This window comes from Kribbella sp. NPDC002412 (assembly GCF_053592935.1).
In genome coordinates this window covers 1-23,914 of sequence record NZ_JBSFBL010000023.1, presented here as the reverse complement: position 1 = coordinate 23,914, position 23,914 = coordinate 1, and the positions used below count along the sequence as shown (strand labels likewise).

24 protein-coding genes, 1 tRNA gene, 1 other RNA gene and 1 pseudogene are annotated in these 23,914 nt (G+C 69.9%); 12 read left to right on the top strand and 15 right to left on the bottom strand.

Annotated elements, in window-relative coordinates:
• The first annotated feature begins 7 nt into the window (after positions 1-7).
• Positions 8-919 carry a sigma-70 family RNA polymerase sigma factor gene (locus tag ACWCOV_RS19735; RefSeq protein WP_449830725.1) on the top strand — a complete coding sequence of 304 codons (912 nt, stop codon included), beginning with the start codon at positions 8-10 and terminating at the stop codon, positions 917-919.
• A 2,158-nt stretch (positions 920-3,077) separates the two neighbouring features.
• On the opposite strand, the pseudogene ACWCOV_RS19730 reads toward ACWCOV_RS19735, so the two are convergent.
• A pseudogene (locus ACWCOV_RS19730) lies at positions 3,078-4,394 on the bottom strand (DNA polymerase III subunit gamma and tau); the annotation flags it as partial.
• 364 nt (positions 4,395-4,758) lie between these two features.
• Here ACWCOV_RS19730 and ACWCOV_RS19725 point away from each other — a divergent pair.
• The 4 genes from ACWCOV_RS19725 to ACWCOV_RS19710 are packed head-to-tail and all read left to right on the top strand — an operon-like array spanning position 4,759 to position 7,234.
• Complete coding sequence (locus ACWCOV_RS19725; RefSeq protein WP_449830724.1) at positions 4,759-5,487, top strand: hypothetical protein; 729 nt, start codon at positions 4,759-4,761, stop codon at positions 5,485-5,487.
• Positions 5,488-5,501: 14 nt separating this feature from the next.
• Positions 5,502-6,320: a hypothetical protein gene (locus tag ACWCOV_RS19720; protein WP_449830723.1), complete on the top strand. Its 819-nt coding sequence runs from the start codon at positions 5,502-5,504 to the stop codon at positions 6,318-6,320.
• Positions 6,321-6,374: 54 nt separating this feature from the next.
• Positions 6,375-6,755 carry a hypothetical protein gene (locus tag ACWCOV_RS19715; protein WP_449830722.1) on the top strand — a complete coding sequence of 127 codons (381 nt, stop codon included), beginning with the start codon at positions 6,375-6,377 and terminating at the stop codon, positions 6,753-6,755.
• On the top strand, positions 6,752-7,234 hold the full coding sequence (locus tag ACWCOV_RS19710; RefSeq protein ID WP_449830721.1) for a MarR family winged helix-turn-helix transcriptional regulator: 483 nt from the start codon (positions 6,752-6,754) through the stop codon (positions 7,232-7,234). Before ACWCOV_RS19715 ends, ACWCOV_RS19710 begins: the two co-directional genes overlap by 4 nt.
• Before the next feature lie 40 nt (positions 7,235-7,274).
• Here ACWCOV_RS19710 and ACWCOV_RS19705 read toward each other — a convergent pair whose 3' ends face one another.
• Positions 7,275-8,903, bottom strand: a complete 1,629-nt coding sequence (locus ACWCOV_RS19705; RefSeq protein ID WP_449830720.1) for a long-chain fatty acid--CoA ligase — start codon at positions 8,901-8,903, stop codon at positions 7,275-7,277.
• Between the two features lie 131 nt (positions 8,904-9,034).
• Here ACWCOV_RS19705 and ACWCOV_RS19700 point away from each other — a divergent pair, with 131 nt between their 5' ends.
• Positions 9,035-9,520, top strand: coding sequence for a MarR family winged helix-turn-helix transcriptional regulator (locus tag ACWCOV_RS19700; RefSeq protein WP_449830719.1), 486 nt, complete (start codon positions 9,035-9,037; stop codon positions 9,518-9,520).
• A gap of 2 nt (positions 9,521-9,522) precedes the next feature.
• Complete coding sequence (locus tag ACWCOV_RS19695) at positions 9,523-9,921, top strand: hypothetical protein (protein ID WP_449830718.1); 399 nt, start codon at positions 9,523-9,525, stop codon at positions 9,919-9,921.
• 115 nt (positions 9,922-10,036) lie between these two features.
• Here the strand turns inward: ACWCOV_RS19695 and nadE are convergent, their stop codons facing one another.
• Together nadE and ffs are read right to left on the bottom strand one after the other, a co-directional pair.
• On the bottom strand, positions 10,037-10,855 hold the full coding sequence (nadE, locus tag ACWCOV_RS19690; protein ID WP_449830717.1) for an ammonia-dependent NAD(+) synthetase: 819 nt from the start codon (positions 10,853-10,855) through the stop codon (positions 10,037-10,039).
• Positions 10,856-10,894: 39 nt separating this feature from the next.
• Positions 10,895-10,991: signal recognition particle sRNA small type (gene ffs / locus ACWCOV_RS19685), an RNA gene on the bottom strand.
• A 57-nt stretch (positions 10,992-11,048) separates the two neighbouring features.
• Here ffs and ACWCOV_RS19680 point away from each other — a divergent pair.
• The gene (locus tag ACWCOV_RS19680; RefSeq protein ID WP_449830716.1) at positions 11,049-11,867 is read left to right on the top strand and encodes a TIGR03620 family F420-dependent LLM class oxidoreductase; all 819 of its coding nucleotides are present in this window, start codon (positions 11,049-11,051) and stop codon (positions 11,865-11,867) included.
• Here ACWCOV_RS19680 and ACWCOV_RS19675 read toward each other — a convergent pair.
• From ACWCOV_RS19675 to ACWCOV_RS19660, 4 genes are all read right to left on the bottom strand, one after another.
• On the bottom strand, positions 11,856-12,371 hold the full coding sequence (locus ACWCOV_RS19675; protein WP_449830715.1) for a GNAT family N-acetyltransferase: 516 nt from the start codon (positions 12,369-12,371) through the stop codon (positions 11,856-11,858). The two genes, ACWCOV_RS19680 and ACWCOV_RS19675, sit on opposite strands and share 12 nt — an antisense overlap.
• Positions 12,368-12,994 (bottom strand): CatB-related O-acetyltransferase, encoded by a 627-nt coding sequence (locus ACWCOV_RS19670; protein ID WP_449830714.1) that lies wholly within the window; start codon positions 12,992-12,994, stop codon positions 12,368-12,370. The genes ACWCOV_RS19675 and ACWCOV_RS19670 overlap by 4 nt, the downstream gene beginning before the upstream one ends.
• Positions 12,995-13,117: 123 nt before the next feature.
• On the bottom strand, positions 13,118-13,525 hold the full coding sequence (locus tag ACWCOV_RS19665) for a hypothetical protein (protein ID WP_449830713.1): 408 nt from the start codon (positions 13,523-13,525) through the stop codon (positions 13,118-13,120).
• Complete coding sequence (locus ACWCOV_RS19660; protein WP_449830712.1) at positions 13,522-14,031, bottom strand: RNA polymerase sigma factor; 510 nt, start codon at positions 14,029-14,031, stop codon at positions 13,522-13,524. The genes ACWCOV_RS19665 and ACWCOV_RS19660 overlap by 4 nt, the downstream gene beginning before the upstream one ends.
• A 92-nt stretch (positions 14,032-14,123) precedes the next feature.
• On the opposite strand from ACWCOV_RS19660, the gene ACWCOV_RS19655 reads away from it, so the two are divergent.
• A tRNA-Ser gene (locus ACWCOV_RS19655) sits at positions 14,124-14,211 on the top strand.
• Positions 14,212-14,299: 88 nt separating this feature from the next.
• Here the strand turns inward: ACWCOV_RS19655 and ACWCOV_RS19650 are convergent.
• The 5 genes from ACWCOV_RS19650 to ACWCOV_RS19630 form a co-directional block, all read right to left on the bottom strand.
• The gene (locus tag ACWCOV_RS19650; RefSeq protein WP_449830711.1) at positions 14,300-14,776 is read right to left on the bottom strand and encodes a hypothetical protein; all 477 of its coding nucleotides are present in this window, start codon (positions 14,774-14,776) and stop codon (positions 14,300-14,302) included.
• A gap of 62 nt (positions 14,777-14,838) precedes the next feature.
• Complete coding sequence (locus ACWCOV_RS19645; RefSeq protein WP_449830710.1) at positions 14,839-15,105, bottom strand: hypothetical protein; 267 nt, start codon at positions 15,103-15,105, stop codon at positions 14,839-14,841.
• On the bottom strand, positions 15,083-15,958 hold the full coding sequence (locus ACWCOV_RS19640) for a class I SAM-dependent methyltransferase (protein WP_449830709.1): 876 nt from the start codon (positions 15,956-15,958) through the stop codon (positions 15,083-15,085). The genes ACWCOV_RS19645 and ACWCOV_RS19640 overlap by 23 nt, the downstream gene beginning before the upstream one ends.
• A gap of 12 nt (positions 15,959-15,970) precedes the next feature.
• Positions 15,971-16,627: a response regulator gene (locus tag ACWCOV_RS19635; RefSeq protein ID WP_449830809.1), complete on the bottom strand. Its 657-nt coding sequence runs from the start codon at positions 16,625-16,627 to the stop codon at positions 15,971-15,973.
• A gap of 14 nt (positions 16,628-16,641) precedes the next feature.
• Positions 16,642-17,439: a sensor histidine kinase gene (locus tag ACWCOV_RS19630; protein WP_449830708.1), complete on the bottom strand. Its 798-nt coding sequence runs from the start codon at positions 17,437-17,439 to the stop codon at positions 16,642-16,644.
• 137 nt (positions 17,440-17,576) lie between these two features.
• Here ACWCOV_RS19630 and ACWCOV_RS19625 point away from each other — a divergent pair, with 137 nt between their 5' ends.
• From ACWCOV_RS19625 to ACWCOV_RS19615, 3 genes are read left to right on the top strand one after another with little or no spacing between them, the layout of a single operon-like run.
• Positions 17,577-18,284, top strand: coding sequence for an ABC transporter ATP-binding protein (locus ACWCOV_RS19625; RefSeq protein WP_449830707.1), 708 nt, complete (start codon positions 17,577-17,579; stop codon positions 18,282-18,284).
• Positions 18,281-20,635, top strand: a complete 2,355-nt coding sequence (locus tag ACWCOV_RS19620) for an ABC transporter permease (protein ID WP_449830706.1) — start codon at positions 18,281-18,283, stop codon at positions 20,633-20,635. The genes ACWCOV_RS19625 and ACWCOV_RS19620 overlap by 4 nt, the downstream gene beginning before the upstream one ends.
• Positions 20,636-20,675: 40 nt before the next feature.
• Complete coding sequence (locus ACWCOV_RS19615) at positions 20,676-21,428, top strand: class I SAM-dependent methyltransferase (protein WP_449830705.1); 753 nt, start codon at positions 20,676-20,678, stop codon at positions 21,426-21,428.
• Here ACWCOV_RS19615 and ACWCOV_RS19610 read toward each other — a convergent pair.
• On the bottom strand, positions 21,401-22,258 hold the full coding sequence (locus ACWCOV_RS19610; protein WP_449830704.1) for a class I SAM-dependent methyltransferase: 858 nt from the start codon (positions 22,256-22,258) through the stop codon (positions 21,401-21,403). The two genes, ACWCOV_RS19615 and ACWCOV_RS19610, sit on opposite strands and share 28 nt — an antisense overlap.
• Before the next feature lie 7 nt (positions 22,259-22,265).
• Positions 22,266-23,762 (bottom strand): LuxR C-terminal-related transcriptional regulator, encoded by a 1,497-nt coding sequence (locus ACWCOV_RS19605; protein ID WP_449830703.1) that lies wholly within the window; start codon positions 23,760-23,762, stop codon positions 22,266-22,268.
• Between the last annotated feature and the right edge of the window lie 152 nt (positions 23,763-23,914).

Sequence of the window (23,914 nt, the reverse complement as noted above, 5' to 3'; positions counted from 1 at the left end):
GTGATCTATGACCGAAGGCGAGTTTCCGGAGCGGCTGCCCGACGAGCAGTTGCTGATGCTTCGATTCGAGGACCACCGCGAGCATCTGCGTGCGGTCGCGCACCGGATCCTCGGCTCGGCGCGTGCGGCCGACGACGCCGTACAGGAGACCTGGCTGCGGCTCCGTCGCACGGACGCGTCCACCGTGGAGAATCTCGGCGGCTGGCTGACGACGGTGGTCGGGCGCATCTGCCTCACCATGCTGCGCGACCGGGGCAGGCTCCGCGAGGAACCGCTGCCGTCGCACCAGCCCGCTGCTCGTGCCGCCGCGGACGGCGCGCACGGCGCGCACGGCGCGGATCCGGAGGCCGAGGCGGTGCTGGCGGCTTCGGTCGGCGTTGCGTTGGTCGCCGTACTGGAGACTCTTGCGCCGGCGGAGCGGCTGGCGTTCGTTCTGCACGACTTGTTCGAGGTGCCGTTCGACGACATCGCGCCTATCGTCGGCCAGACTCCGGTCGCCACCCGGCAGCTGGCCAGCCGGGCCCGACGTCACATCCGCGGTACGCCGCCGGCCCCGGCGCCCGCCGATCGGGCGGTCGTCGACGCATTCCTGGCCGCGGCGCGGTGTGGCGATCTTCAGACGCTGGTCCGGCTACTGGATCCGGAGGTGGTGCTCCACACGTACGGCGCCGTTCGTCCAGCCAACGTCCTCCAGGGCGCGCAGGTGGTCGCCGACGGTGCCGCGACCTTTGCCCAGTTGGCCGAGCTCACTCGACCGGCACTACTCAACGGCGCCCTCGGCGCGGTAGCCCTCACACAGGACGTGCCAACGTCAGCCGCCCTCTTCACGATCGCGGCAGGCAAGGTCGCGGCCCTCGACATCCTCACCGATGCCACCCTGCTCGACGGCGCGGCAATCACCTACCTCGACGGACCCTAGTTGGGCTCCAAGGTCGCTGCGCTCGACATCCTGACCGACGCTGCCCTGCTGGACCGCGCGGCAATCACCTACCTCGACGAACCCTAGTCGGCTTCCAAGCCCGCGGCACTCGACACCCACACGCCACCCCGCTCAACGGCGCGGCAACCACCTACCTCCACGAGCCCTAGTCGGGCTCCAAGGCCGCGGCACTCAACACCCACACCCACGCCGCCTTGCTGGACGGCGTGGCGACTACGTGCCTCGACGGGCGCTAGTTGGGTTCCTCGGTGATGATTTGGGCGCCGAGGGTGTCGCGGAGGAGGTCGGTGTGGGAGCGGGAGTCGTCCTCCAGCACCACGTCGTCCTCGCCGATCGCGTCCGCTTCCTCCTCGGGCGTGAGCGGAACCTCCGGAGCCGCCGACGCCTGCGCCGCCCGCCGAGCCGCCTCCGCAGCCACAGCCGCCTGCGCAGCCCGCCGCTTACTCCCCGCCTGCTCCCGCCGATCCCGCGCGGCAGCCGAACTGTCCGGCGCGCCTGAGGTTGCTGGTCCGCTCGACCGGCCCGCGTTCACCCTCGGCGGCTCGTCCCACGGGTCGGTCTCCGGCGGTACGTCGTACTCGTCCGGCGGCTCCTGTACGTCGATCGCCGTACCCGCGCCCTCGGACCACTGCCCCACGCGCGCCGCCCCGGACCCGCTCATACCAGGTCCGCCCGCGCCCGGAGCACCGCCGGAGCGCCCCGGCGCCGAACCGCTGCCGGCCGCGCCACCTCGCGCCGCCGGGCCGCCCGCCTGGCCTGCGGACAACCCGTGCGCGGCACCGGCACCTGACCCGCCCGCCGCACCCGGACCGGACGCAGTCGTGCTGGCATCAGCACCCACCTGGGAACCTGCCGGTCCACTCGCCGTTGACCCACCGGCCGCAAGCCCGCTCGGTCCAGCACCGCTGGCGTCCGTAGAACCACCAGCCGCGCCACCGGAACCAGCTCCGCCATCACCCCAGCCGGGAGCCCCGCCCGGGCCGCCGCCCTGGGGACCACCGCTGGGACTGCCGCCGTGGGAACCGCCGATCGGACCGCCACCCTGGGGCCCGCCGCTCGGGGCGCCGCCCTGCGGGCTGGCGCCGGGGCCGCTGTGCGGGGCGCCGCCCGGGGTGCTGCCGTGGGGGCCGGGACTTGTGCCGCCGCCTTGTGGTCCTCCGGCGGGGCCGTGGTGGGTTCCGGCGGCGCCGGGGTCGGTGGAGGGGTCTACTACGGCTTCTACGCGGCGGTTGAGGCCGATGGTGTCGATCATTGCCTGGCGGAGGATCTCGTCGCTGCCGGAGCGGGCGAAGCTGTCGCGGGCGCCGGAGTTCACCAGGCCGAGGGTCAGGGTCTGGTCGTCGATGGCGACGACCTGTGCGTTCTGGCTGAGCATGATCCAGGCGAACCGGCGCTTGCTCTTCACAGCCTCCAGCACCTCAGGCCACAGCCGCCGAATGTCCGCCAGCCCCACAGCCCCCGCAGACGGAGCCGCCGCGGCCCCGCCTCCCGCGTGCACCCCACCGCCAGCGCCAGCCGAGCCGGCGCCAGCAGCTGCCGGCGCCTGCGACGCAGCCGGGGCGGACGCGCCTGGAGCGGATGACACAGCTTGTGATTGCAACGAAGAGGCTGCGGTTGCAGAAGACGCAGAGGACTCGTCCGCCCAGGCACCGGTGCGCGCCGCGGCACCAGCGGCCGGAACGTCCCCAGCACGACCACCGTCCCCGGCACGGCCACTGTCGGCGCGGCCGCCGTCCCCGGCACGACCGCTGTCGGCTGGTCGCGCATCCCCAGCAGCTTCGGTGCGATCGCCCCGGCCTGAGCGTGCGTCGGCAGCAGGCCGATCACCGGCCGTCTCACCGCCCGCTCCACGACCTGAAGCACCGCCCGCCGCAGCACCCATTCCACCGCCTGGAGCGCCGCTGGCCGCAGCACCCGCTCCATCGCCTGGAGCTCCGCTCGCCGCGGCACCCGCTCCACGACCCGGAGCGCCACCCGCCGCAAGGCCGGCACCGTCTGCTCCACCCCCCGGAGCTCCGCTCGCCCCGGCGCCGCCGGCCGCAGCACCCGCGCCTACGCCACCACCAGCTCCGCTCGTCGCGGCGCCGCCGGCCGCAGCACCACCCGCGCCTACACCGCCACCTCCAGCGCTACCGCTACCTCCGGCGCTGCCGGCTGCACCGGCTGGGTCGGTTGTGGCGGTGGGGGTCGTACCACCGCCGGCGGCGGCTCGGGCTGCGGCTCGGCTGGTGGCGGCGTCTGGGCCTGGGGCCGGCGCGTACTCGCCTGCTGGGGTGCCGGCGGGGGCTCCGATGGTGAGGCGGCGTTCGATGCGGTCGAGGCGGGCTTGGATGCCGTTCGTGGAGTCGTCGGCCCCCGGCAGCAGCACCTTGGCGCAGATGAGCTCCAGCTGCAGCCGCGGCGCCGTCGCCCCGCGCATCTCGAGCAGACCGGCCGCGACGATGTCCGCCGCCCGCGTCAGCTCCGCGGCCCCGATACCAGCCGCCTGCGTCTGCAGCCGCTCGCCCTGGTCCTCGGCAGCCTCGATGAGGCCGGAGATGATGGCGTTCGGTACGGCGGACAGCACCACCAGGTCACGCAACCGCCGCAGCAGGTCCTCGGCGAACCGCTTCGGGTCCTGGCCGGTCTCGATGACCTTCTCGATCGTCTCGAACACGGTCTTGCTGTCGTGCGCCGCGAACCCGTCCACGCACGCGTCGAGCAGTGAGTCGGGCGTGAACCCCAGCAGCGCCACGGCCAGCTCGTACGTGACGCCGTCCGGCCCCGCGCCACCGATCAACTGGTCGAGCACACTCAGCGAGTCACGGACCGACCCGGCGCCGGCCCGGACGACCAACGGCAGCGCGGCCGGCTCGATCGCGACGCCCTCGGACTCGCACAGCGAGGCCATGTAGTCGCCGAGCGCCTTCGGCGGGACCAGGCGGAACGGGTAGTGGTGGGTCCGGGACCGGATCGTCCCGATCACCTTGTCCGGCTCGGTGGTGGCGAAGATGAACTTCAGGTGCGGTGGCGGCTCCTCGACCAGCTTCAGCAGGGCGTTGAAGCCCTGCGTGGTCACCATGTGCGCCTCGTCGATGATGTAGATCTTGTAGCGGCTCTCCACCGGCGCGAAGAACGCGCGCTCGCGCAGGTCCCGGGCGTCGTCGACACCACCGTGCGAGGCGGCGTCGATCTCGATCACGTCGATGCTGCCGGGGCCGCCGCGGGCCAGGTCGGTGCACGACTTGCACACCCCGCACGGCTCGGCGATCGGGCCCTTCTCGCAGTTGATCGCGCGGGCCAGGATCCGGGCGCTGGTGGTCTTGCCGCACCCGCGCGGGCCGGAGAACAGGTAGGCGTGGTTGACCCGGTTGTTGCTCAACGCGTTCCGCAGCGGCGCGGTGACATGGTCCTGCCCGATCACCTCGGCGAACGTCTCCGGGCGATACCGGCGGTACAGCGCAAGGGGTGCTTCCACGCCCGCAACCCTAGCGCCGCTCGCCGACAAATCCTCCCCGTGGCCGGTCAGGTGCAACTTGGCCCCGCCGCCAGGAGTCGTACTCGTACGACGAACCAACCGGGGGTGGACCATGACAGGACAAGGTTTCGACGCACGGCGTCCCGCGCGCCATTGCGCAATCATCAGCACCGCAGCTGCCGCCACGCTGCTGCTAGCCGGCACAGCCGTCCCAAGCTCGGCAAGTACGACGGACGCACACCAAGCCTCGACCGGCACAGCGGCCGCGTGTCAGGTCGATGCCGGTTCAGTAACTGCCGGCGGCAACCACAGGTCGCAGCTGTTCGCGAGTACGGCGCCAGTCAGCAAGGTGCACGACGTCGTGCGCGGCCGTGGGGTCTTCTCGCCCGGCCAGGTGCGGCTCAACTCCGGGATGACCCGGCTCCGGGCGCAGGGCTACACCGTGATGAGCGGCCACGTCGTCCTCGGCTCAGCGCTCTACCGGGTCACCTACCCGGTCTTCGACGGCACCGACCGGCCGTACGAGGTCATCCTGGACCGGATCGGCGGCGGCTGGGACCCCTTCGTGACGCTCAGCAGCTCACAGCGGGTCGCATCGGAGCCCGCCGGCTCGACTGAGCGACTGTATGCACTGCGCAACGACGGCACGCTGTACCGCTGGACCATTGAGACCCGAGCTGGCCAAGCGCCCGTCTACCGGGCTGCGTCATCCCCGGGCTTCAGTGCAGTGAAGGCGATGACACTGCTCAGCCGCACGAGCACCTACGACACGCTGCTGATGACCACCCGCGGCGGGGCGCTATACACCGTGCGGATCCCGTTGACGTCGCCGATGCGCCCGGTGGTGAAGGTGGTCCGCAGCTCCACCTGGCAAGGCTTCGAGTCGCTGATGGGCAGCCGCTGCGGTCAGTCCGGGACGCTGCTGCTCGGCATCGACAAAGACACCGGCGCCGGTTACCTCTACACCGTCGGCCACGCCGACGGGACCGCAACCGTCATCCGCGGACTCGGCAAGGTGCCCGCCACGTTCGGCGACCCGGTCGACTTCCGGTGGGCGGATTTCCGCGGGCTGCCGTTGTACGGCGAGTAAGTACGCTGGCGCGGGTGACGATCGGAGACGACAGGCAGCAGCAGGTCATCGAGCGCGCCCGCGCCGTACTCCCCGCCGACGAACGCATCCTCGCCGTCTACCTGATCGGCAGCTACGGCGCCGGCCAGGCGGACAGGTTCAGTGACGTCGACGTCCACCTGGTCGTTGCCGACGACACCATGGACTGGTTTGCGGAGCACTGGGACGACGTACTGCGGTCGATCACCGGACCGACCGTGCTCGTCGACCGGATCCCCGGACTGGTGGGCGCCGGCCTCGCGATCACACCCGACTGGCTGCACGTCGACCTCGTCATCCACCCGCTGGCCGCCTTCGATCGCTTCCAGTACGACGGCGTCCGGGTGCTGTTCGACCGGGACGGCACGCTGTTCCCCGATGGCGACCAGCCGGCGACGGGCGGTCGCCCTGGTACGCCGCACTGGCCCGAGCAGACCGTGAACCTGTTCTTCTACTTCCTCGGCAACCTCGTCACGGTGCTTGGGCGCGACGAACGCATCGTGGCCAACCAGGGCGTCGGCGTGCTCCGCGACCAGCTCATCGCTCTGATGCTGGCCGAGCGCGGAGTACGTCGTACCAGTGGGGCGAAACGCCTCAACGCGCTGCTGTCCGAGGAGCAGCGCGCCGTCCTCGAAGCGGTCCCGGCCGTCGGCACCGATCCGGCCGACACCGTCGACGCCAATCGGTACATCGTGCGCGACTTCATCCGCCGCGGCTGCGCACTGGCCGAGCAGACGGGCGAGCGCTGGCCCGAGGAGTTCGTCCAGGCAACGCTCGCTCACCTTCAGCGGCACTTCGGCGAAGACTTCGGCTGAGCGGGCCTCCAGGCACCGCCGCAAGATCTATGCGAATCGCATACAATTGGGGTCATGGAGTCTGCCCTGGAAGTAGCAGTCAACCGATGGCATGCGACGGTCAACGACGGGAATCTGGACGGTGCGGCCGGTGCGGTCACCGACCCGATCGTCGTCCTCGGACCGAAAGGCGCAGGCGCGATCACGCCGACCGGATTTGCCGACTGGGTCCAGCGATCGGGGATCCGGCTCGTGCCGCGGTCGTGGCATCCGATCAGCGAGCGGCTCATGGTGGTCGAACAGGACGCCACCTGGCCCGGGAGCACATCGCCGACCCGGGTGGCGACGCAGTTCAGAGTCACCGGCGAGCAGGTCTCGGCCGCGCTCCGGCTTCCGGATCTCAGGTCGGCGCTCGAACTCGCCTACATCTGCCGCGAGCTGGCGGCCACCGAATGACCAGGTCGAACCCACCGTCCTCGCCCAAGCCCAGCGGCGGATCGACGACCAGCGACCACGGCCCAGGGCAGGTGCTGTTCGAGTTCGTCCGGCATTGGGCGCGCCGCTCGCACACCGCCGACGACGGGATCGCCGAGCAGGGCCGCCTGGTCCTGGTCACCGAGGCAGTGAGCTCCGTTGCCCAACGCAACCCCGCGACCATCAACGCGATCGCCCACGAGATCGGGATCGACCAGAGCGGAGCATCGCGCCTGGTGAAGGAGGCAGTTGCCGCCGGCTACCTCCAAACCCAGGCTGCGGAGTCCGACACCCGTCGCCGCCAGGTCACCGTCACCCAGGCCGGCCTCGACATGCTCGACCACGCGCACCACTGGCAGGAAGAGGTCTTCAACCACCTCACCGCCGGTTGGACCGCCCACCAACGCAGCACCTTCCACCAGGCCATGCAATCCATCCTCAACCGCTCACACAGCCTCTGACCCCGATCCCCTGTGTGTCCCGGCGAGGGCTTCAGTTGGCCTACTCCTCCAGGCGGTAGTCCGCGAACCGGGTGCGGAGGTCCTTCTTGGAGAACTTGCCGACCGAGGTCTTGGGGACCTCTTCGATGAACTCGACGGCATCGGGGAGCCACCATTTGGCCACCCGTGGACGGAGGTACTCCAGGATCTCCTCGGCCGTGGCGGACTCACCTTCGGCAAGGACGACGCAGGCCAGCGGACGCTCGTCCCACTTCGGGTGCGGTACGCCGATGACAGCGGCCTCCTTCACCGCGGGGTGGGCCATCAGCAGGTTCTCCAGCTCGACCGAGCTGATCCACTCGCCGCCGGACTTCACCAGGTCCTTGGTGCGGTCCACCAGTCGCACCGAGCCGAACTGGTCGATCGCCGCGACGTCGCCCGTCTTCATCCAGCCGTCTTCCGTGCTCAGCTGGACACCCGCGTCAGGTCGGTAGTACTCCGCTGCGATCCACGGTCCACGCACCTGCAGCTCACCCGTCGCCTCGTCGTCCCACGGCAACGGCGTGATCGACCCAGGCTCGACGATCCGCACCTCGACACCAGGCAGCGGTTGCCCTTGCCGGGCCCGCAACCGCGCCTTCTGGTCCTCCGGCAATTCCTCGTACCGAGCCGGCACGTGCGCCGCCGTCGCCACCGGACTGGTCTCGGTCATGCCCCACGCCTGCAGAATCGGCCGGCCGAGCTTCTCCCGGAACGCCTCCGACAAGGCCATCGGTACGGCGGACCCGCCACAAGGAACCCGTCGCAGCTTCGGCAACTCGACCCCGTCCAGCAACGGCAACAACCCCTGCCAGATCGTCGGCACACCCGCGGCCAGCGTCACCTCCTGCTCCTGCAAGAGCTTGAGAATCCCCTGCGGACTCATGTCCGGCCCCGGGAACACCAGCGAAGCACCGGCCATCGGCGCCGCGTGCGCAAGGCCCCAGGCGTTCGCGTGGAACATCGGCACGACCGGCATCACCGTATCCGTCTCCGTCAGCCCGATCCCCGCGTTGGTCAGCACGCCGATGGAGTGCAGCCAGGTGGATCGGTGTGAGTACACCACGCCCTTCGGATGCCCCGTCGTTCCGCTCGTGTAGCACATCGCGGCCGCCTGGTTCTCGTCGTCGACGTGGAACTCGACCGGGTCAGCGGCGGCCAGCAACTCCTCGTAGTCGTGGAACCGCGGGTCGTCCGGCACCTCCGGCCCGGGAGCGCCGGCCGGCAGATCGTCCATCACGACGACATGTCTGACCAGCGGCAGCCGGTCGAGCAGCGGCAGGAAGAGACCGAGCAGCGAACGGTCGACGAAGACGACCTCGTCCTCGGCGTGGTTCGCGATGTAGACGACCTGGTCGGGGAAGAGCCTGATGTTCAGCGTGTGCAGGACCCGGCCGGTGCAGGGCGCACCGAAGTACAGCTCGAGGTGGCGCCCCGAGTTCCACGCGAAGGTCGCGACCCGGCCGTCCGCGCTGATCCCGAGGGCGTTCAGCACGCCGCCTAGTCGTCTGGTCCGCGCAGCCCACTCGGCGTACGTCAGTCTCGACGGCGCCGGACCGCCGGTGTAGACGGTCTTGTCCGGGTAGAACTGCTCAGCCCGGAGAAAGATGGTGTCCAGGGACAGCTGGTAGTTCTGCATCAGACCCTTCATGACGCCACTCTGCCATCCGCGATGTGCCCTTGACCACGACCTCAACCGGACTTTCTCACGCACTCTTCGCGCACTCCGGTCTGCCGACGCAGATAGATGACATGACATACATGTCGTGTAATATTTAGGTCATGAAGTTGGTCGAGGAGCTGCGTTATCTCGTGCTGGCGATCCAGCGCGAGGGCAACCGGCTGCTCGCCGCCGAGCTGCGCCCGCTCGGCATCACACCGTCACAGGCCGAAGTGCTGCGCGTGCTCCGCGACCACGGGCCGCTGACGCTCAACGCCCTCGGCGGTCTTCTGGTCTGCGAGACCGGCAACAGCCCCAGCCGCCTCGTCGATCGCCTGGTCGCGCAGGGCCTGGTGAAGCGCGGCATCGACAAGGTCGACCGGCGCTACCTCGCGCTGAGCCTGACCACGCAGGGCCGCGCCCTGCACCGGCGGATCGTCACCGCGGAGAACCGCCTGCACCGGACCATGAACGACCTCGTCGCCGGCCAGCCCCTCGACGAGACCATCGCGACGCTGCGCGCCGTCGCCGACGCCTTTCCCGCCGGAGCCGCGCTGGCCCGCCGGCGGGACCCCGAGTACGACCACGCCCTCGCCCAGGAGAGATAGTCATGGAGCAAGCCACCGACACCGTCCCCGCCACCCCGGCGGCGATCCGGCAGGTCCTGCTGGACGCGCTCGCGCTCCCGGAGTGGAACGAGGCGTTCCTCGGCATCCACGGCCCAGCCCAGGCCAGCGTCGGAGCCCGCTACGACCTGCGGGTCCGCCCTGGACTGGCCGGGGAGCTGCAATACACGGTGATCGAGCCGGACCGGATCGAGATCACCTGGCAGGTCCCCGGGTTCCGCGAGGTCGGCGAGTGGACCATCGGCGCCGACGGCCAGGTCACCCACGCCTTCGAGCAGACCGGCCCGCTGGCCACCGTGCTCCGCCCCGCCTACCGCAACGTCGCCACCATCCGCCTGGCTCGCCTCACCAACCGCATCCGCCAGTTCGCCCACACCTCTTGACGGAGGCCGTGACGCTCCCACACCCGCCCACTTCGCGGCCGGTGCCGGTCACTTCATGCACGCGGAAGCGCCGGCCGACTACTGCGGGCGGATCACCGAGTTGGTGCTCGGCTGATCAGACGGCCAGCGGCATGGCGCGTTTGTGGGCGGTGCGGCGGTGGGTGGCGATGATCGTGGCGGCTGCCTTCTCGCTCACCTCGCGGCCCTCGAGGAAGTCGTCGATCTCGTCGTACGTCACCCCGAGCGCGACCTCGTCCGGGAGGCCGGGCTTGTTGGTCTCCAGGTCGGCGGTCGGGACCTTGCCGGTGACCTCAGGGGCCGCGCCGAGCCGCGCCCCGATCGCCCGGACCCGCCGCTTCGTCAGCCCGGACAGCGGCGTGAGGTCGCAGGCGCCGTCACCGTACTTGGTGTAGAAGCCCATCACGGCCTCCGCCGCGTGGTCCGTGCCGACGACGAGGCCGCCGCGCGCGCCGGCGACGACGTACTGCGCGATCATCCGCTGCCGCGCCTTGATGTTGCCGGTGTGGAAGTCCTCCTGCTCGCCGCCGAGACCCGCGTGCCGCACCGACTCGACCATCGCGTCGGTGGCCGGCTTGATGTCGACCACGAGCGTCTCGTCCGGCTGGACGAACTCGAGCGACCGCTGCGCGTCCGCCTCGTCCACCTGCACGCCGTACGGCAGCCGCATCGCCACGAACGTCGCCTGACCGCCCTCGGCCCGGACCCGCTCGACCGCGAGCTGGCAGAGGCGTCCCGCCGTACTGGAGTCGACTCCGCCGCTGATGCCCAACACGTACGTCGTCGCGCCGGTCCGCCGGAGCTGGTCGGCGAGGAACTCGACCCGGCGCTCGATCTCGGTGTCCGCGTCGAACGATGCGGGGACGCCGAGCTCGGCGATGATCAGTTCCTGCAGGTAGCGGCGTTCCTCGCTCATCGGGCTCCTCGAATGTCGGCGGTTGCGCACCAGCCTAGACATGAGGATTCCCCGCGCACCCGGAAGAGCTCACTTACCCTTGCTGCCTTCCGGCCCTGGGGGAGTTGGGCGAGATACCGCCACGCGGGGAACCAGCCAGAAGTGTACGTGATGCCCGCGTGCGGTCCGAAATCGAGCGGCCTACGCTGGTTGGGTGACGAATCATCAATTCGGTCCGTTCGGGATCACCACGGGCCTGACCAGCAGCCCCGAGTCGTTGGCCGCCGCCGCTGCGGCCGAGGAGCTCGGCTACCCCGCGATCTGGTTGTCCGGCGGCCCGCTGCCCGGGCTCCAGACCATCGTCGATCTGGTCGGCGCGACCTCGTCGATCAAGTTCGTCAGCGGCATCCTCTCCGTCGACCAGTACGGCGCCGCCGACGTCAGCGCGACGTACGCCGCTTTGGAGGCCTCTGCACCGGGCCGGTTCACCGTGGGCCTCGGTGGTGCGCACGGGCCCAAGCCGATCGCCACACTCAACGCCTACCTCGATACGCTGGACGCCGTACCCGAAGAGCGTCGGCTGCTCGCAGCGCTCGGGCCGCGGATGCTCGGGTTGGCCCGCGACCGGTCGGCCGGCGCGTACCCGTTCCTGACCGCGGCGTCGTACTCCGCCGAGGCGCGCAAGGTGCTTGGCCCAGACAAGTTGCTCGCGGTCAGCCACCTGGTCGTCGTGGAGGCCGACGCCGAGCGTGCGCGGGCGATCGCGCGGGACACGATCAGCTTCTTCCCCCGGCTGCCTGGGTACGCCGCCTCGCTCGCGCGGCAGGGGTTCAGTGCCGAGGAGCAAGCCGAGCTGCCGGACCACATGGTCGATGCACTGGCCGCGTGGGGCACACCGGCCGACATCAAGGCCAAGCTGAGCGAGCATCTGGACGCCGGCGCGGACCATGTGGCCATCAACGTGATCACTGGCGTCACTGGACCGCAGCCGGTCGAGCAGTGGCGCGCACTGGCGGGCACGCTACTGGGCTAGCCCCAGCTGCTTCTCGTAGAGCCGGGCGGTCGACTCCAGCTTGTCGTACCGGTACGACCGCTCCTCACCCGTCGGCTCGAACCCCTGCCGCAGCCAGAAGCCGGTCGCCACGTGCGCATTGGTGTCCACTATTGCCAGCCGGAGTGTCCGCACCTCGGTCCACGACGTCTCGACGTACTGCTGCACCAGCTCGTACGTCGAGGCGCCGAGGCCGGTGCCCTGGCTGTTCCAGTGCACCTCCAGCAGGCCGATGAATGCGGTGTGGTCGTTGGGATAGCCCCGGAGGAGATCCACGACGGCTACAAGGTGATCATCCTGGAACGCGCCGAGCACGAGCTTCGCGTCCTCCGGCAGGTGCTCCGGCCGCATCATCAACAGGCTCTGCGCGTCAGACTCACCCGGTGGATAGCCGGTGATGCGCTCGGTGTAGCCGGAGTCGGACTCGATCAGCTCCTGGAGTGCGTCCACATCAGCCGGCTCGATCGGGCGCAGTACGAGCGTCATACCTCGAGGTCCTCGATGGTGCCGGACATGATCGCGCGGACCTTCGCGGTGACCCGCTCGACGGGCCAGTCCCACCAGGCGATCTCTTGAAGCTTGGCGACGTCGGCCGCCGGGAACCTGGTGCGGATCAGCTTCGCCGGGTTGCCGCCGACGATCCCGTACGGCGGCACGTCGTCCACGACGACCGCACCGGAGGCGATGATCGCGCCGTCCCCGATCGTCACGCCGGGCATCACCAGGCTGCGGTACCCGAACCACACGTCGTTCCCGACCACGGTGTCGCCGCGGCCCGGCAGCCCGGTGATCAGGTCGAAGTGCCCGGCCCACGCGCCGCCCATGATCGGGAACGGGAACGTCGACGGGCCGTCCATCCGGTGGTTGGCGCCGTTCATGATGAACGTCGTGCCCTCGCCGAGCGCGCAGTACTTGCCGATGCGGAGCCGCTCGGGACCGTAGTGGTACAGCACGTTTCTGGTCTCGAACGCGGCCGGGTCGTCGGGATCGTCGTAGTACGAATAGTCCCCGATCTCGATCAGCGGCGACGTCACCACGGCCTTCAGCAACACCACCCGCTCGACGTCGGGCATCGGGTGTACGACGTTCGGGTCCGGCGCTCCGTCCATGCCGCCGACCCTAGATGAGCAGGCCGACCACCAGCAGCAGAATCAGCGCCGCCGCGACCACCACGGCTCCACGCCTCGTGCCGAACCGCCGCATCGCGATCGCCAAGGGACCGATCGGTTTCATCATCGTTGCTCCAATCGCCGTCTGGTGTGCCAGGTGAACGCCAGGAATCCGAGTGCCGCGATCGCGATCGGCAGGCCGAGCAGGCCGCGGCCGGCGAGCGCCAGCCCGACCGCGAGGAGTACTGCGAACCCGGCCGCGATCCAGCCGGCGATGACGCGATCCCGCGCGAAGAGGTGGCCGCGGCGGCGGAGGGCGCGGGCCGCTCCCAGCATCGTTAGCAACCCAGCGACGACGATGCCGCCGAAACCGACCTGTGCCCGGACCGGCAGACCGTCCTCGGTCAGCCAGAGGATCGTGACGAGTGTGACCACGGCCGCGGCGCCGGTCAGCTGCACCAGGGACCGGACCCGTCTCCGCAACGACAGCGCGTCTTGCAGGCCGGCGATCGTCTGCTCTGCCGAGATCACGACTCCGCTCCTTCCCGCAGCATCCGCCGCGCTCGGTGCAGGCGGGACTTCACCGTTCCGACAGGGACGCCGAGCACCTCGGCGCACTCCTCGAGACTCAGGTCCTCCAGGTGGAACAGCACGAGCACCTCCCGCTCGACCACGGGCACCCGATCGACCAGCCGCCGTACGTCGACCCTGTCGACCACCTGATCCGCCGGGTCTGGCTCGTCGTACGGCGGTTGCCGCGCTTGGTCGGCGTGCTGGCCTCGGAGCTGGTTGACCACGCTGCGGCGGGCGATCGTGAACAGCCACGCCGCGAACCGCTCCGGCTCCTTCAACCGCGGCAGTCCACGCACGACCGCCAGCCACACCTCCTGCGACACGTCGTCCGCGACGTCGTCCCGGCCGAGCATGCGCCGTACGTAGCCCCACACCGGCTCGTGCCACCCCCGAACCAGCTCGGCCACCGCCTCCCGGTCTCCGACCTGAGCCCGCACCACCACCGCCACCCACTCCCGCTCCACGCTCACCTCCTACAAGCACAGTCGCGTGGCGGCCGCACCAGGTTCACGCCCCGATTTCAGGTTCCCGAGCCGTCTCGCGTATCCTCTCCGCTGGAGGATTCGCCTAGAGGCCTAGGGCGCACGCTTGGAAAGCGTGTTGGGGGCAACCCCTCACGAGTTCGAATCTCGTATCCTCCGCCACTCGCCGGGAGTCGGGAAACCTGGTGATGAACAGGGTCAGAGGGTCGGTCGCGGGTGCGGCCGGCCCTCTGGTCGTTGGTGGGACGACCTACAGCAGGAGCAGGGCCGCGAGGAGTAGGGCTAGGACCGTCCAGGTCGAGATGGCCTGGATCCAGTTGATGGTGAAGTAGCGGGCCTGGGTTGTCTGCCAGTCGGCGGGGACGGCGTCCGGGTCCCAGCTGAGGATCACGTCGTACAGGGGTTCCTTCCAGACGTTGGAGACGACGTACACGCCGAAGATCACCACGGCCAGGGCGATCACGGTGAGCACGAACGGGGCGGTGCTCCAGTCGCCCCAGAGGGCGATCAGCGCGACGATCGGCGCGATCGCCATGCCCGACGCGCAGATGTAGTTGAACCAGGCCTTCCGCGCGTAGGCCAGGAAACCTCCCATGAAGTTCCGGAAGCCCCGGCCGTCCATCGCCTTGAGCATCGGATGCATGATCGTGGTCAGCGTCGCCAGCAACCCCGACCACAGCCCCGAGAACACCACCCCCGCGGCCAGCGCCAACTCTTCGAACGTCACGAGGACCCCCTCCGCACGTAACTGCCGAAGCTCCCATTGTGAGCCCCGGCAGCGCGCTCGGATCAACCCCTCGAGACCCTCAGCGCAAGGTCCGGACCGTGGATCAGCAGCAGGTGGCCGTCAGGGCGGAGTTGGTGGACGGTACCGGCGCGGCGGGTGTCGATGACGTAGGTTTCCTCGCCGTTCTGGTTGTGGGTGGCGAACCGGCCGTTGGCATCGAGCGCGGCCGACGAGTTCGGCCAACCGGTGACCTTCGTGCTCCAAAGGACGGTCGTGCCGTTCTCCAGGAGAGCAAGATTGCCGTCCTCAAGTACTCCGGCTTGCTGCATCGGTGGCCAGGACTCGCATGGACCCACTGGTCACCCGGACCTGCCGACTGCGTAGCAGACCAAGGTTCTCGACGCGCGGGATCAACCGGGCCACGGGATCGAGCAACTCGCGGAGGCGCCCGGCGACGAAGGGAAGGGCGTAGTACTGGTAGGCCGGATCGACCGCGAGGACGCTCAGGCCGGTACGACGCATCAGCTCCGTGATCGTGGTCGGGTCGTAGTAGCTGACGTGCTCGGGAATCTTGAACGAGACCCACCGCCGCCCGGAGACCCGCGCCAGCAAGCTTTTGATGTTCGGCGTGACAAGGACGATCACGCCGCCCGGATTCAGCAGGCGACCGACTGACGCAAGGAAGGCGCCCGGGTCGGTGACGTGCTCGATCAGGTGCGAGCCGAAGATGACGTCGTACTTCTGCTCGTGGATCTCCGGCACCTCGTCCAGCATCCCGCAGAACACCCGGCCGGGAAATCGCTCGGCCGCCACCTTGATCGCGGTCGGTGAGACGTCGATGCCGTAGACGTCGTACCCCGCGTCCTCGGCGCACCGCAGGAAATAGCCGTACCCGCAGCCCACCTCGAGCACCCGGCCCGACGGCACGAACTCCGCGATCCGCCGGACGTCCGCGCGGAACGTCGCCAGGTACTCGCGCTCCTGACTCTCGTACTCCGAGTACCCCGACCCGCCGTCCCCGTCGAAGTACGACGATCCCTCGTAGAGCGCACGTAGGGTCTCGGGCGTAGGCGTCGGCACCAGCTGCACGAGCCCGCAGGCCGCGCACTCCTTGATCTCGTAGCCCTCCTTCGCCCCACGAGGTCGGAACGGCCCAGCCGCAGAGCAGAGGATGCATGTCATGCCCACACCCTGCTAGCGATCGCCCGGAGAAACCAGCCCTGTCTCGTAAGCAAGTACTACGGCCTGCGCTCGATCCCGCAGCGACAGCTTCGCGAAGATCCGGGCGACGTGGGTCTTCACCGTCGCCTCGCTGAGCGTCAGCTCGATAGCCAACTCCGCGTTGGACAGGCCGTGCCCCATCAGCGTGAGCACCTCGAGCTCGCGCGGCGTGAGCACGGCGAGATCCCGGTGTACGGCGGGCTGCTGCACCGGAGCCTGATCACCGGTGGCGAACCGCTCCACCAGTCGCCGCGTGATCGACGGCGCGAGCAACGCGTCCCCGGTGTTGACCAAGCGGACTGCTGCAGCCAGGTGCTCCGGCGTCACGTCCTTCAGCAGGAAGCCGCTGGCCCCTGCGGCCAAGGCGGCGTACACGTAGCGATCCAGGTCGAACGTCGTCAGCATCAGCACCCGGCAGTCCGGCGACTCGGCCAGGATGCGCCGAGTGGCTTCCAGACCGTCCATTGTCGGCATCCGGATGTCCATGAGTACGACGTCGGGCCGCAGCCGCCGTACCGACTCAACGGCCTCGTGTCCGTCGGCGGCCTCACCGACCACCTCGATCCCGCGCGCGGTCAGGATCATCCGGAACCCGATCCGCACCAACGCCTGATCGTCTGCGATCACCACGCGAGGCTCCGCCGTCACGGCCGCTCCAACGGAATCTTCGCCCGCACCCGGAACCCGCCGCCGAGTCTGCGCCGTGCATCGAGGTCCCCGCCGTACACGGCCACTCGCTGCCGCAACCCCAGCAGGCCGCGCCCCTCCCCGTCCGGCCGCGGCGCACGACCACCGGACAGCACGCTGGGCCCGGTGTTGAGCACCTCGACTCGTAGCGCGTGGTCGGCGTACCGCACCGTCACCTCCGCCTTCACGCCGTCGCCGTGCTTGAGCGCGTTGGTCAGCGCCTCCTGGATGATCCGGTACGCCGTGACGTCGACGCCGGCGGGTAGCGGCCGCGGCTCGCCTGAGATGCGCACCTCCACCGGCAGCCCGGCGAACGCGATCCGGTCGATCAGCGGACTCAGCCGACTCAGGCTGGGCTGTGGCGACAGCTCCTCCGACGAGGCCGAGTCCGTGCCGTCCGCCGACGGCGCGAGCAGGCCGAGCAGGTGCCGGAGCTCGGTCATCGTGTCGCGTCCGGCCGCCTCCACCGCGAGCAGCGCCGCCTCGGCCTCGGCAGGATCGGCCAGCACGTGCCGGGCGGCGCCGGCCTGGATCACCATCACGCTCACGTTGTGGCTGACGATGTCGTGCAGGTCCTGCGCGATCCTGGCCCGTTCGGCGTCGACTGCGTTCTGCGCAGCGCTCTCGCGTTCGCGTTCCAGCAGCCAGCCGCGTTCCTCGAGCGCCCGGGCGTGCGCGCGCCGGGCACGGACGAGCGCGACCGCGAGCGCCACCGCCGCCAGGCAGGCGATGACGAGCAGCCAGGTGGTGATCACAAGGACCACTGTCCCAAGGGCCCGGTGAATCCGCATCATCCGCAGGTGGCACGCCGTACATCCCCAGGATGACGTGGCCCGGACGTTACGTCCGCAGGCTGACGTACGGCGGCCGCCGGCAGCCCTAGCGTGAACACATGACGGATGCAGAAGGCAACGAACAGTCGGTCGTGCGGCTCACCGACGTCCGCAAGGAGTACGGCGAGTCCGTCGCGCTGGACGGGGTGTCGCTGGAGATCCATGCCGGGGAGGCGGTCGCGGTGATGGGACCGTCCGGCAGCGGCAAGTCGACGCTGCTCAGCATGGTGGCCGGGCTGGACCGGCCGACCTCCGGGTCCGTCGTGGTGCACGGCGAGGACCTGGGCGCGCTGGACGAGAAGGGCCTGGCGCTGTACCGGCGCCGCCGGATCGGCATGATCTTCCAGTTCTTCAACCTGCTCGACGACCTCTCGGCCCTGGACAACGTCGCACTGGCCGCGCAGCTCACCGGCACCTCCGCGTCGCACGCCCGCAAGCGTGCCATCGAGCTCTTCGAGGAGCTCGGCATCGCGGGTCGACGCAACACGTACCCGGCCCAGCTCAGCGGCGGCGAGCGGCAACGCGTCGCGGTCGCCAGGGCACTGATGAACCGCCCAGCCGTGCTGCTCGCGGACGAACCGACCGGCGCGCTGGACACCCGGGCCGGCGAACAGGTGATGGACCTCCTGCTAGACCTCAACCAGATCGGTCAGACCCTGCTCCTCGTCACCCACGACCAGCAACTCGCCACCCGGTGCGCGAGCCGGCTGATCGAGGTTGTCGACGGACAGGTCGCGCGCGAACGCAGTCTGGAGCCGACGCTGTGAGCGCCGTCTGGCCAGTCTCGCGAGCCGCGGTACGGCGCCGCCGGCTGCAGACCGTCGTGATCGGGGTGGTCGTCGGATTGTCGACAACCATGATCGTGGTCGCCTTGGGACTGCTCGCCGCCTCCACCGGACCATTCGAGCAGGCGTACGCGCGGCAAAGCGGTGCGCACCTGGTGGCGTCGTACGACCGGAGCAAGGTCTCGGAGACGCAACTGACCGAAGCCGCGGGCAAGGCCGAGGCGACTGCAGGGCCGTTCGGACTCGCCGATCTGGAGCTGAACATGGGTGGGCGCCCGATGCCGCTCGTGGTCGCCGGTCGCGCGGACCCCGGAGGCGCGGTCGACCGGCTCAACGTGTGGGAGGGACGGTGGGCAGACACGCCCGGTGAGATCGTGCTCAACCGGAACCCGGTCGAGTCCGGCAACCAGCGCGGCGCGGCGACCATCGGGACAGAGCTCACGACCGGCAACGTCAAGCTGACCGTTGTCGGGTTCGCCTACAGCGTCAGCAAGTCGGCCGACGCCTGGGTCACGCCCGAGCAGATGACCGCGCTGAGGCCGACCACGACGCAGATGCTCTACCGCTTCTCGCCGGCCTCAACCAACGCGGAGGTCACCGCTGGTCAGTCCGCAGTCACCGCGGGCCTTCCGTCCGGTGCGCTGCTCGGCACCCAGTCCTATCTCGCGCTCAAGGCCACCGCTGCCAGCGAGCCGAACACGTTCGTACCGTTCCTTCTGGTGTTCGGCTGGATCGGTCTCGTCGTCGCCGTACTGATCGTTGCGAACGTGGTCAGTGGTGCGGTGGTGGCCGGCTTCCGGCACATCGGCGTACTCAAGGCGCTGGGATTCACGCCGACCCAGGTGATGACGGTCTATCTGGCGATGATCTCCATCCCGGCGATCGTCGGCTGCGCGCTGGGCACCGTGCTCGGCAACGTGCTCGCGACTTCCTTGCTGACCAGGGCTTTCGAGAACTACGGCGCCGAGGGGCTGGGCGTTCCGCTCTGGGTGGACGTGGCGGCGTTGATCGGCGTACCTCTGCTGGTTGCTCTGTCCGCCCTCGTGCCCTCGCTGCGCGCTCGTGGGTTGTCGGCCGCCCAGGCGATCAGCGCGGGAAGCGCGCCGCGGGCCGGGCGAGGACTGCGGGCCCAGCGGTGGTTGAGCGGCACCCGGTTGCCGCGGGCAATCAGTCTCGGACTCGGCCTGCCGTTCGCCCGACCCGCGCGTACCGCGTTGACGCTGGCAGCCGTCGTACTCGGTGTCACGAGCGTGACGTTGGCGGTCGGCCTCGGCACGTCGTTGACGAACTACCAGACCGCGGCGAGCCGCGTGGGCGCCGTCGACGTGACGATGTTCGCCGGGACGACGGAGGGCAGCGGGACGACGGAGGGCAACGCGCCGGCGCCTGCTCCGGGAAGCAACACACCGCAGCGGCAGGTCGCCAAGTTGAGCGATCCGGCGGACGAGGCGCTGCTCCGATCGACATCCGGGGCTGCCTACGTGACGGCCAGCCGGGATCTCCCGATGCGGCTCGCCGGGACGAACCAGGAGCTCCGGGTCACCTTCTACCGTGGCGATTCCACGCAGATCGGCTACCGGGTGCTGGAGGGACAGTGGTTCGACGGGCCGGGCCAGGTGGCCGTGTCCGAGCGCTTCCTGAAGCAGCGCGGGTTGTCGGTCGGTGACACGATCACGCTGGAGTCGAACGGGAAACGCACCCAGGTGCGGATCGTCGCCAAGGCGCTCTACAACTCAGGCGACGAGATCCTCTCCAACTGGGAGACGCTGGCGCTGATCGCGCCGGACCTGCGGGCGATCCTGTACGAGATCCAGCTCAAGCCCGGGACCGACATCGACGCCTACGTGAAGGCCGTGCAGGCCGGCGACCCCGGACTGGAAGAGGTCCCCGGCCAGGATCCGGGTACGTTCGTCGCCGTCGTCCTGGCAACCGTCATTCTGCTCACCCTGATGCTCGGCACCGTGGCCGCGCTCGGCGTCTTCAACACCGTCGTGCTCAACACCCGCGAGCGCCGCCGCGACCTCGGCATGCTCAAGTCCATCGGCATGACCCCCGGCCAGGTCACCACCATGGTCGTCACCTCGATGGCCGCGTTGGGCGCCATCGGCGGAGTCCCGGGCATCCCCCTGGGCATCCTCGCCCACCGCCTGGTCGTCCCCGCCATGGCCAACGGCGCCCAGGTCGCCTTGCCCGCCTTCATGCTCGACGTCTACCCCCTCCCCCTCCTCGCCCTCTTCGTCCTCTCCGGCATCCTCCTCGCCGCCCTCGGCGCCTACGTCCCAGCCCGAGCCGCCGCCCACACCACCATCGCCAAGGTCCTCCACAACGAGTAATCCAGCTGACGGCGGCCTCGTCGTGCGCAAGACTCTGCGGATGGACGAGGCCGTGCTGGGGAATCGGGTGGCTTGGGAGACGGCGTCTTACAAGTACGTTCGGGAGTACGACGAGTTGCTCGAGGAAGCGCGGAGTGGGCCGCGGTTGTTCGAGCGAGAGGCGGAGCTGCTGCGGCCATTGCTAGGCTGGCGGCCGACGGTGGTGCACTTTCAGAGTGGGAACGGGCTCGACGACGTGGCGTTGGTGAAGGCCGGGGCCGGTCGAGTCGTGGGGGTGGATTACAGCGCGGTGGCCGCGGGGGCGGCTCAGCGGCGGGCGGTCGAGCTCGGGGTGAGTTGCCGGTACGTCGTCGCCGAGGTTCCCGGCGTACCGGTGAAGGACGGGAGCGCGGATCTCGTCTACACCGGCAAGGGCGCGCTGATCTGGATGCGCGACATCGACGCGTGGGCGCGGGATGTCGCGCGAGTACTGCGGCCCGGCGGCCACCTGTTCGTGTACGAGGCGCACCCGGCGGTGCCGTTGTGGACGTGGGACGAGGACGAGCCGCGGATCCGCCCGGACCGCAGCTACTTCGCCGAGTCGCACATCAACGACACGTTCCCGGCCAACGGCGCCCGCGAATGGCAGTGGAACCTCGGCCACATCGTCACCGCGGTCACCGCGGCCGGCCTCCGCCTCGAAACCCTCGAGGAGTACGCCGAACCGTTCTGGCGACCCGCGGACGGACACGCCGCGGCCGCCTGGTCCGGCCGCCTCCCGAACGCCTACGCCCTGCTCGCCCGCCGCCCCTGAATCACCAGGTACTCGGCGGGTAGCACGGAGTCGTAAGAGGCGAAGAGCCGCACGAGATCGTCCCGAAGGTCCGGCCACCGATCACCCAGCGCCGCACGCGCTATGACGACCGGCCCGAACTTCGTCGCGTAGAACTCAGCGGCCGCCGAAGGCGACTCGTGACGGATGACAGAGACCTCGCGGGCGAACCGCAGCGAGATCCCGGTGCCCTCGAACAGCTCCTGCACGTGGTCCTCATCGCCCCATCCCAGCGGCGCATCGACGTACGGCGGATCCGGCGGGAAGTACCCGCCGACGACCCGGAAGAAGTCACCGATCGCGCCGGAAGGGGTCCACGTGCACAACCCCAGCCGCCCGCCCGGCCGCAGTACCCGGGCAATCTCGTCGGCGACCACCTCGTGCCGCGGCGCGAACATGCAGCCGAAGGTGGAGAGCACCACGTCGAAGTGCTCGCCCGGATACGGCAGGTCCTCCGCGTCACCCTCGACCCACTCGATCGCGAGTCCGGCCGCCCGCTCGCGCGCCTTCGACAGCATCGCCGGAGTCAGGTCCAGACCCCTCACCCGGGCGCCCGCCTCGGCAGCCGGGATGGTCGCGTTCCCTGTCCCGCAGGCAACGTCGAGGACGTCCTCACCAGGCCGGACTCCCACGGTCCGCACCAAGCGCGAGCCCACCTCGTACAAGCCCTCTTGACGCATCATCGCGTCGTAGTCCCCGGTCGACCAGGTCGTCCGCACCATGCCCTTGTACTCCGCCAGTTGCTGCATGACTTCCAGGATCGGCAAGCCGCGACCCCACAGCATCGCCCGGAACAGCCAACTCCCGAGCATGGCCTGCTCAGGCCATCAGGCCCAGCTGAGTTGCCCGAGAGACCGCCGCCGCACGGGTGGAGCAACCCAACCGCGCATAGATGTTGGCCACATGCCGATGCACGGTGTGCTCACTGATCACCAGCTTGGCCGCGATCTCCCGGTCACCGAGTCCGGCGGCCACCAGACGCAGGACCGCCACCTGCCGGGAAGTGAGCGTCCCGCCCCGAGGGACCCGAGCCAGCTCCGCCCGAGCCCGATCCACGTCGTACGGCGCCAGGTACAACTCGCAAGCGTCCTCGAAGCAGACGTTCGCGGCCTCGTGCTCGCCGAGCGCAGCCGCGTACAGGCCTTCCAGAAAGCGCGCCGCCGCCCGAAGCGGCCGTGTCCCCACTGTCAGCGCGATCCGGCGGAACTCCTCGAGATGCGCGCCGGCCGCATCGAGGTCGCCCAGCGCAGTCTCCGCCCGGACGAGCAACTCGAGCGGCCACGCGCGGTCCACAGATCCCTCGGCCGGCAGTTGCCGCAGCACCCGGTCCAGCACAGCCCGCGCGGCCGCCGGATCGCCCCGGTCCAGACAGAGCTCGGCCAGCCCACGCTTGGCCATCGGATGCCACGGCACGTCGTCGAACAGCGCCGCGGCCTCCTCCAGCCGCCCCTCTCGCCTGCGCAGCTCACCGAGTCGCACGACGGCCTCCGCCCGCCAGTACGGCCGGTTCGCCGTCAGATCCAGCTGCGCGCCGGCGAGCTCCACCTCCGCTTCGCTCTCCCGCCCGTACCAACCGAGGATGGCGGCGTAGTGCGCCCGGCAGACCCCACGGACGAACCGCGCCTCCATCCGCCGACTGAACTCCTCCACCTGCCGGCACCATTGCGCGCCGCGCTCGTAGTCGCGAACCTCCTCACACACCTGCATCAACCGGCAGCACGTCCACGCAGCCGGTGCGAGGTTCTCGTACTCACCGCCGAGCGCAGCCGCTGTCGCCTCATCGAGGCACCGCATCCCTTGCTCCACAGCGCCCTCGGCCACCAGCACAACGCCTTCGGTGGCAAGGCTGAACATCTCCAGATCCACAGCCCGATGCCGCCGACCGATCTCCTCAGCCTGTACGGCGAGCTGCCGCGCCCGACCGGTCTCCCGCCGACCGAGCGCGGCGTTGGCGTCGAACACCGTGAGCCAGCCCCGCTCCGGGCAATCCACGTCGCCGAGCAACCGCGCGGCCCGGTTGAACCACCCCTCAGCCACCGCTCCGGCGCCATGGAACTCGTTGTGGTCATCACCGAGCCACAAGGCCATCCGGGCAGCACCACGTACGTCGTCGGCCCTCCGATACAGGCGATAAGCCTGCTCACGCGCCTGCAGACAGGCAGTCACGTCCTCCAGCCACCAGTTGGCCCAGCTCAGCCCTTCGTACGCCTCAGCAGTCGCCACAGCCTCGATTGCCTGCGCGAACCGCAGCCGAGCGTCCGGCCAGGCGCCCCGTGACAGGGCAGCCCGGCCGGCCTCGACGGCGTCGTCGTACACAGGCCAACGCTGATCCTCGCCGGCCGTGGAACGCAAGAGCCGACTACAAGTAGGCCAACAGCTGGGCCTCCTCGTGGTCGAGGTGAGCGATCAGCGCGTCGACCAGGCGATCCACCTGCGGAAGCAGGTCCGGAGACGGCTCCGAGAGGTGC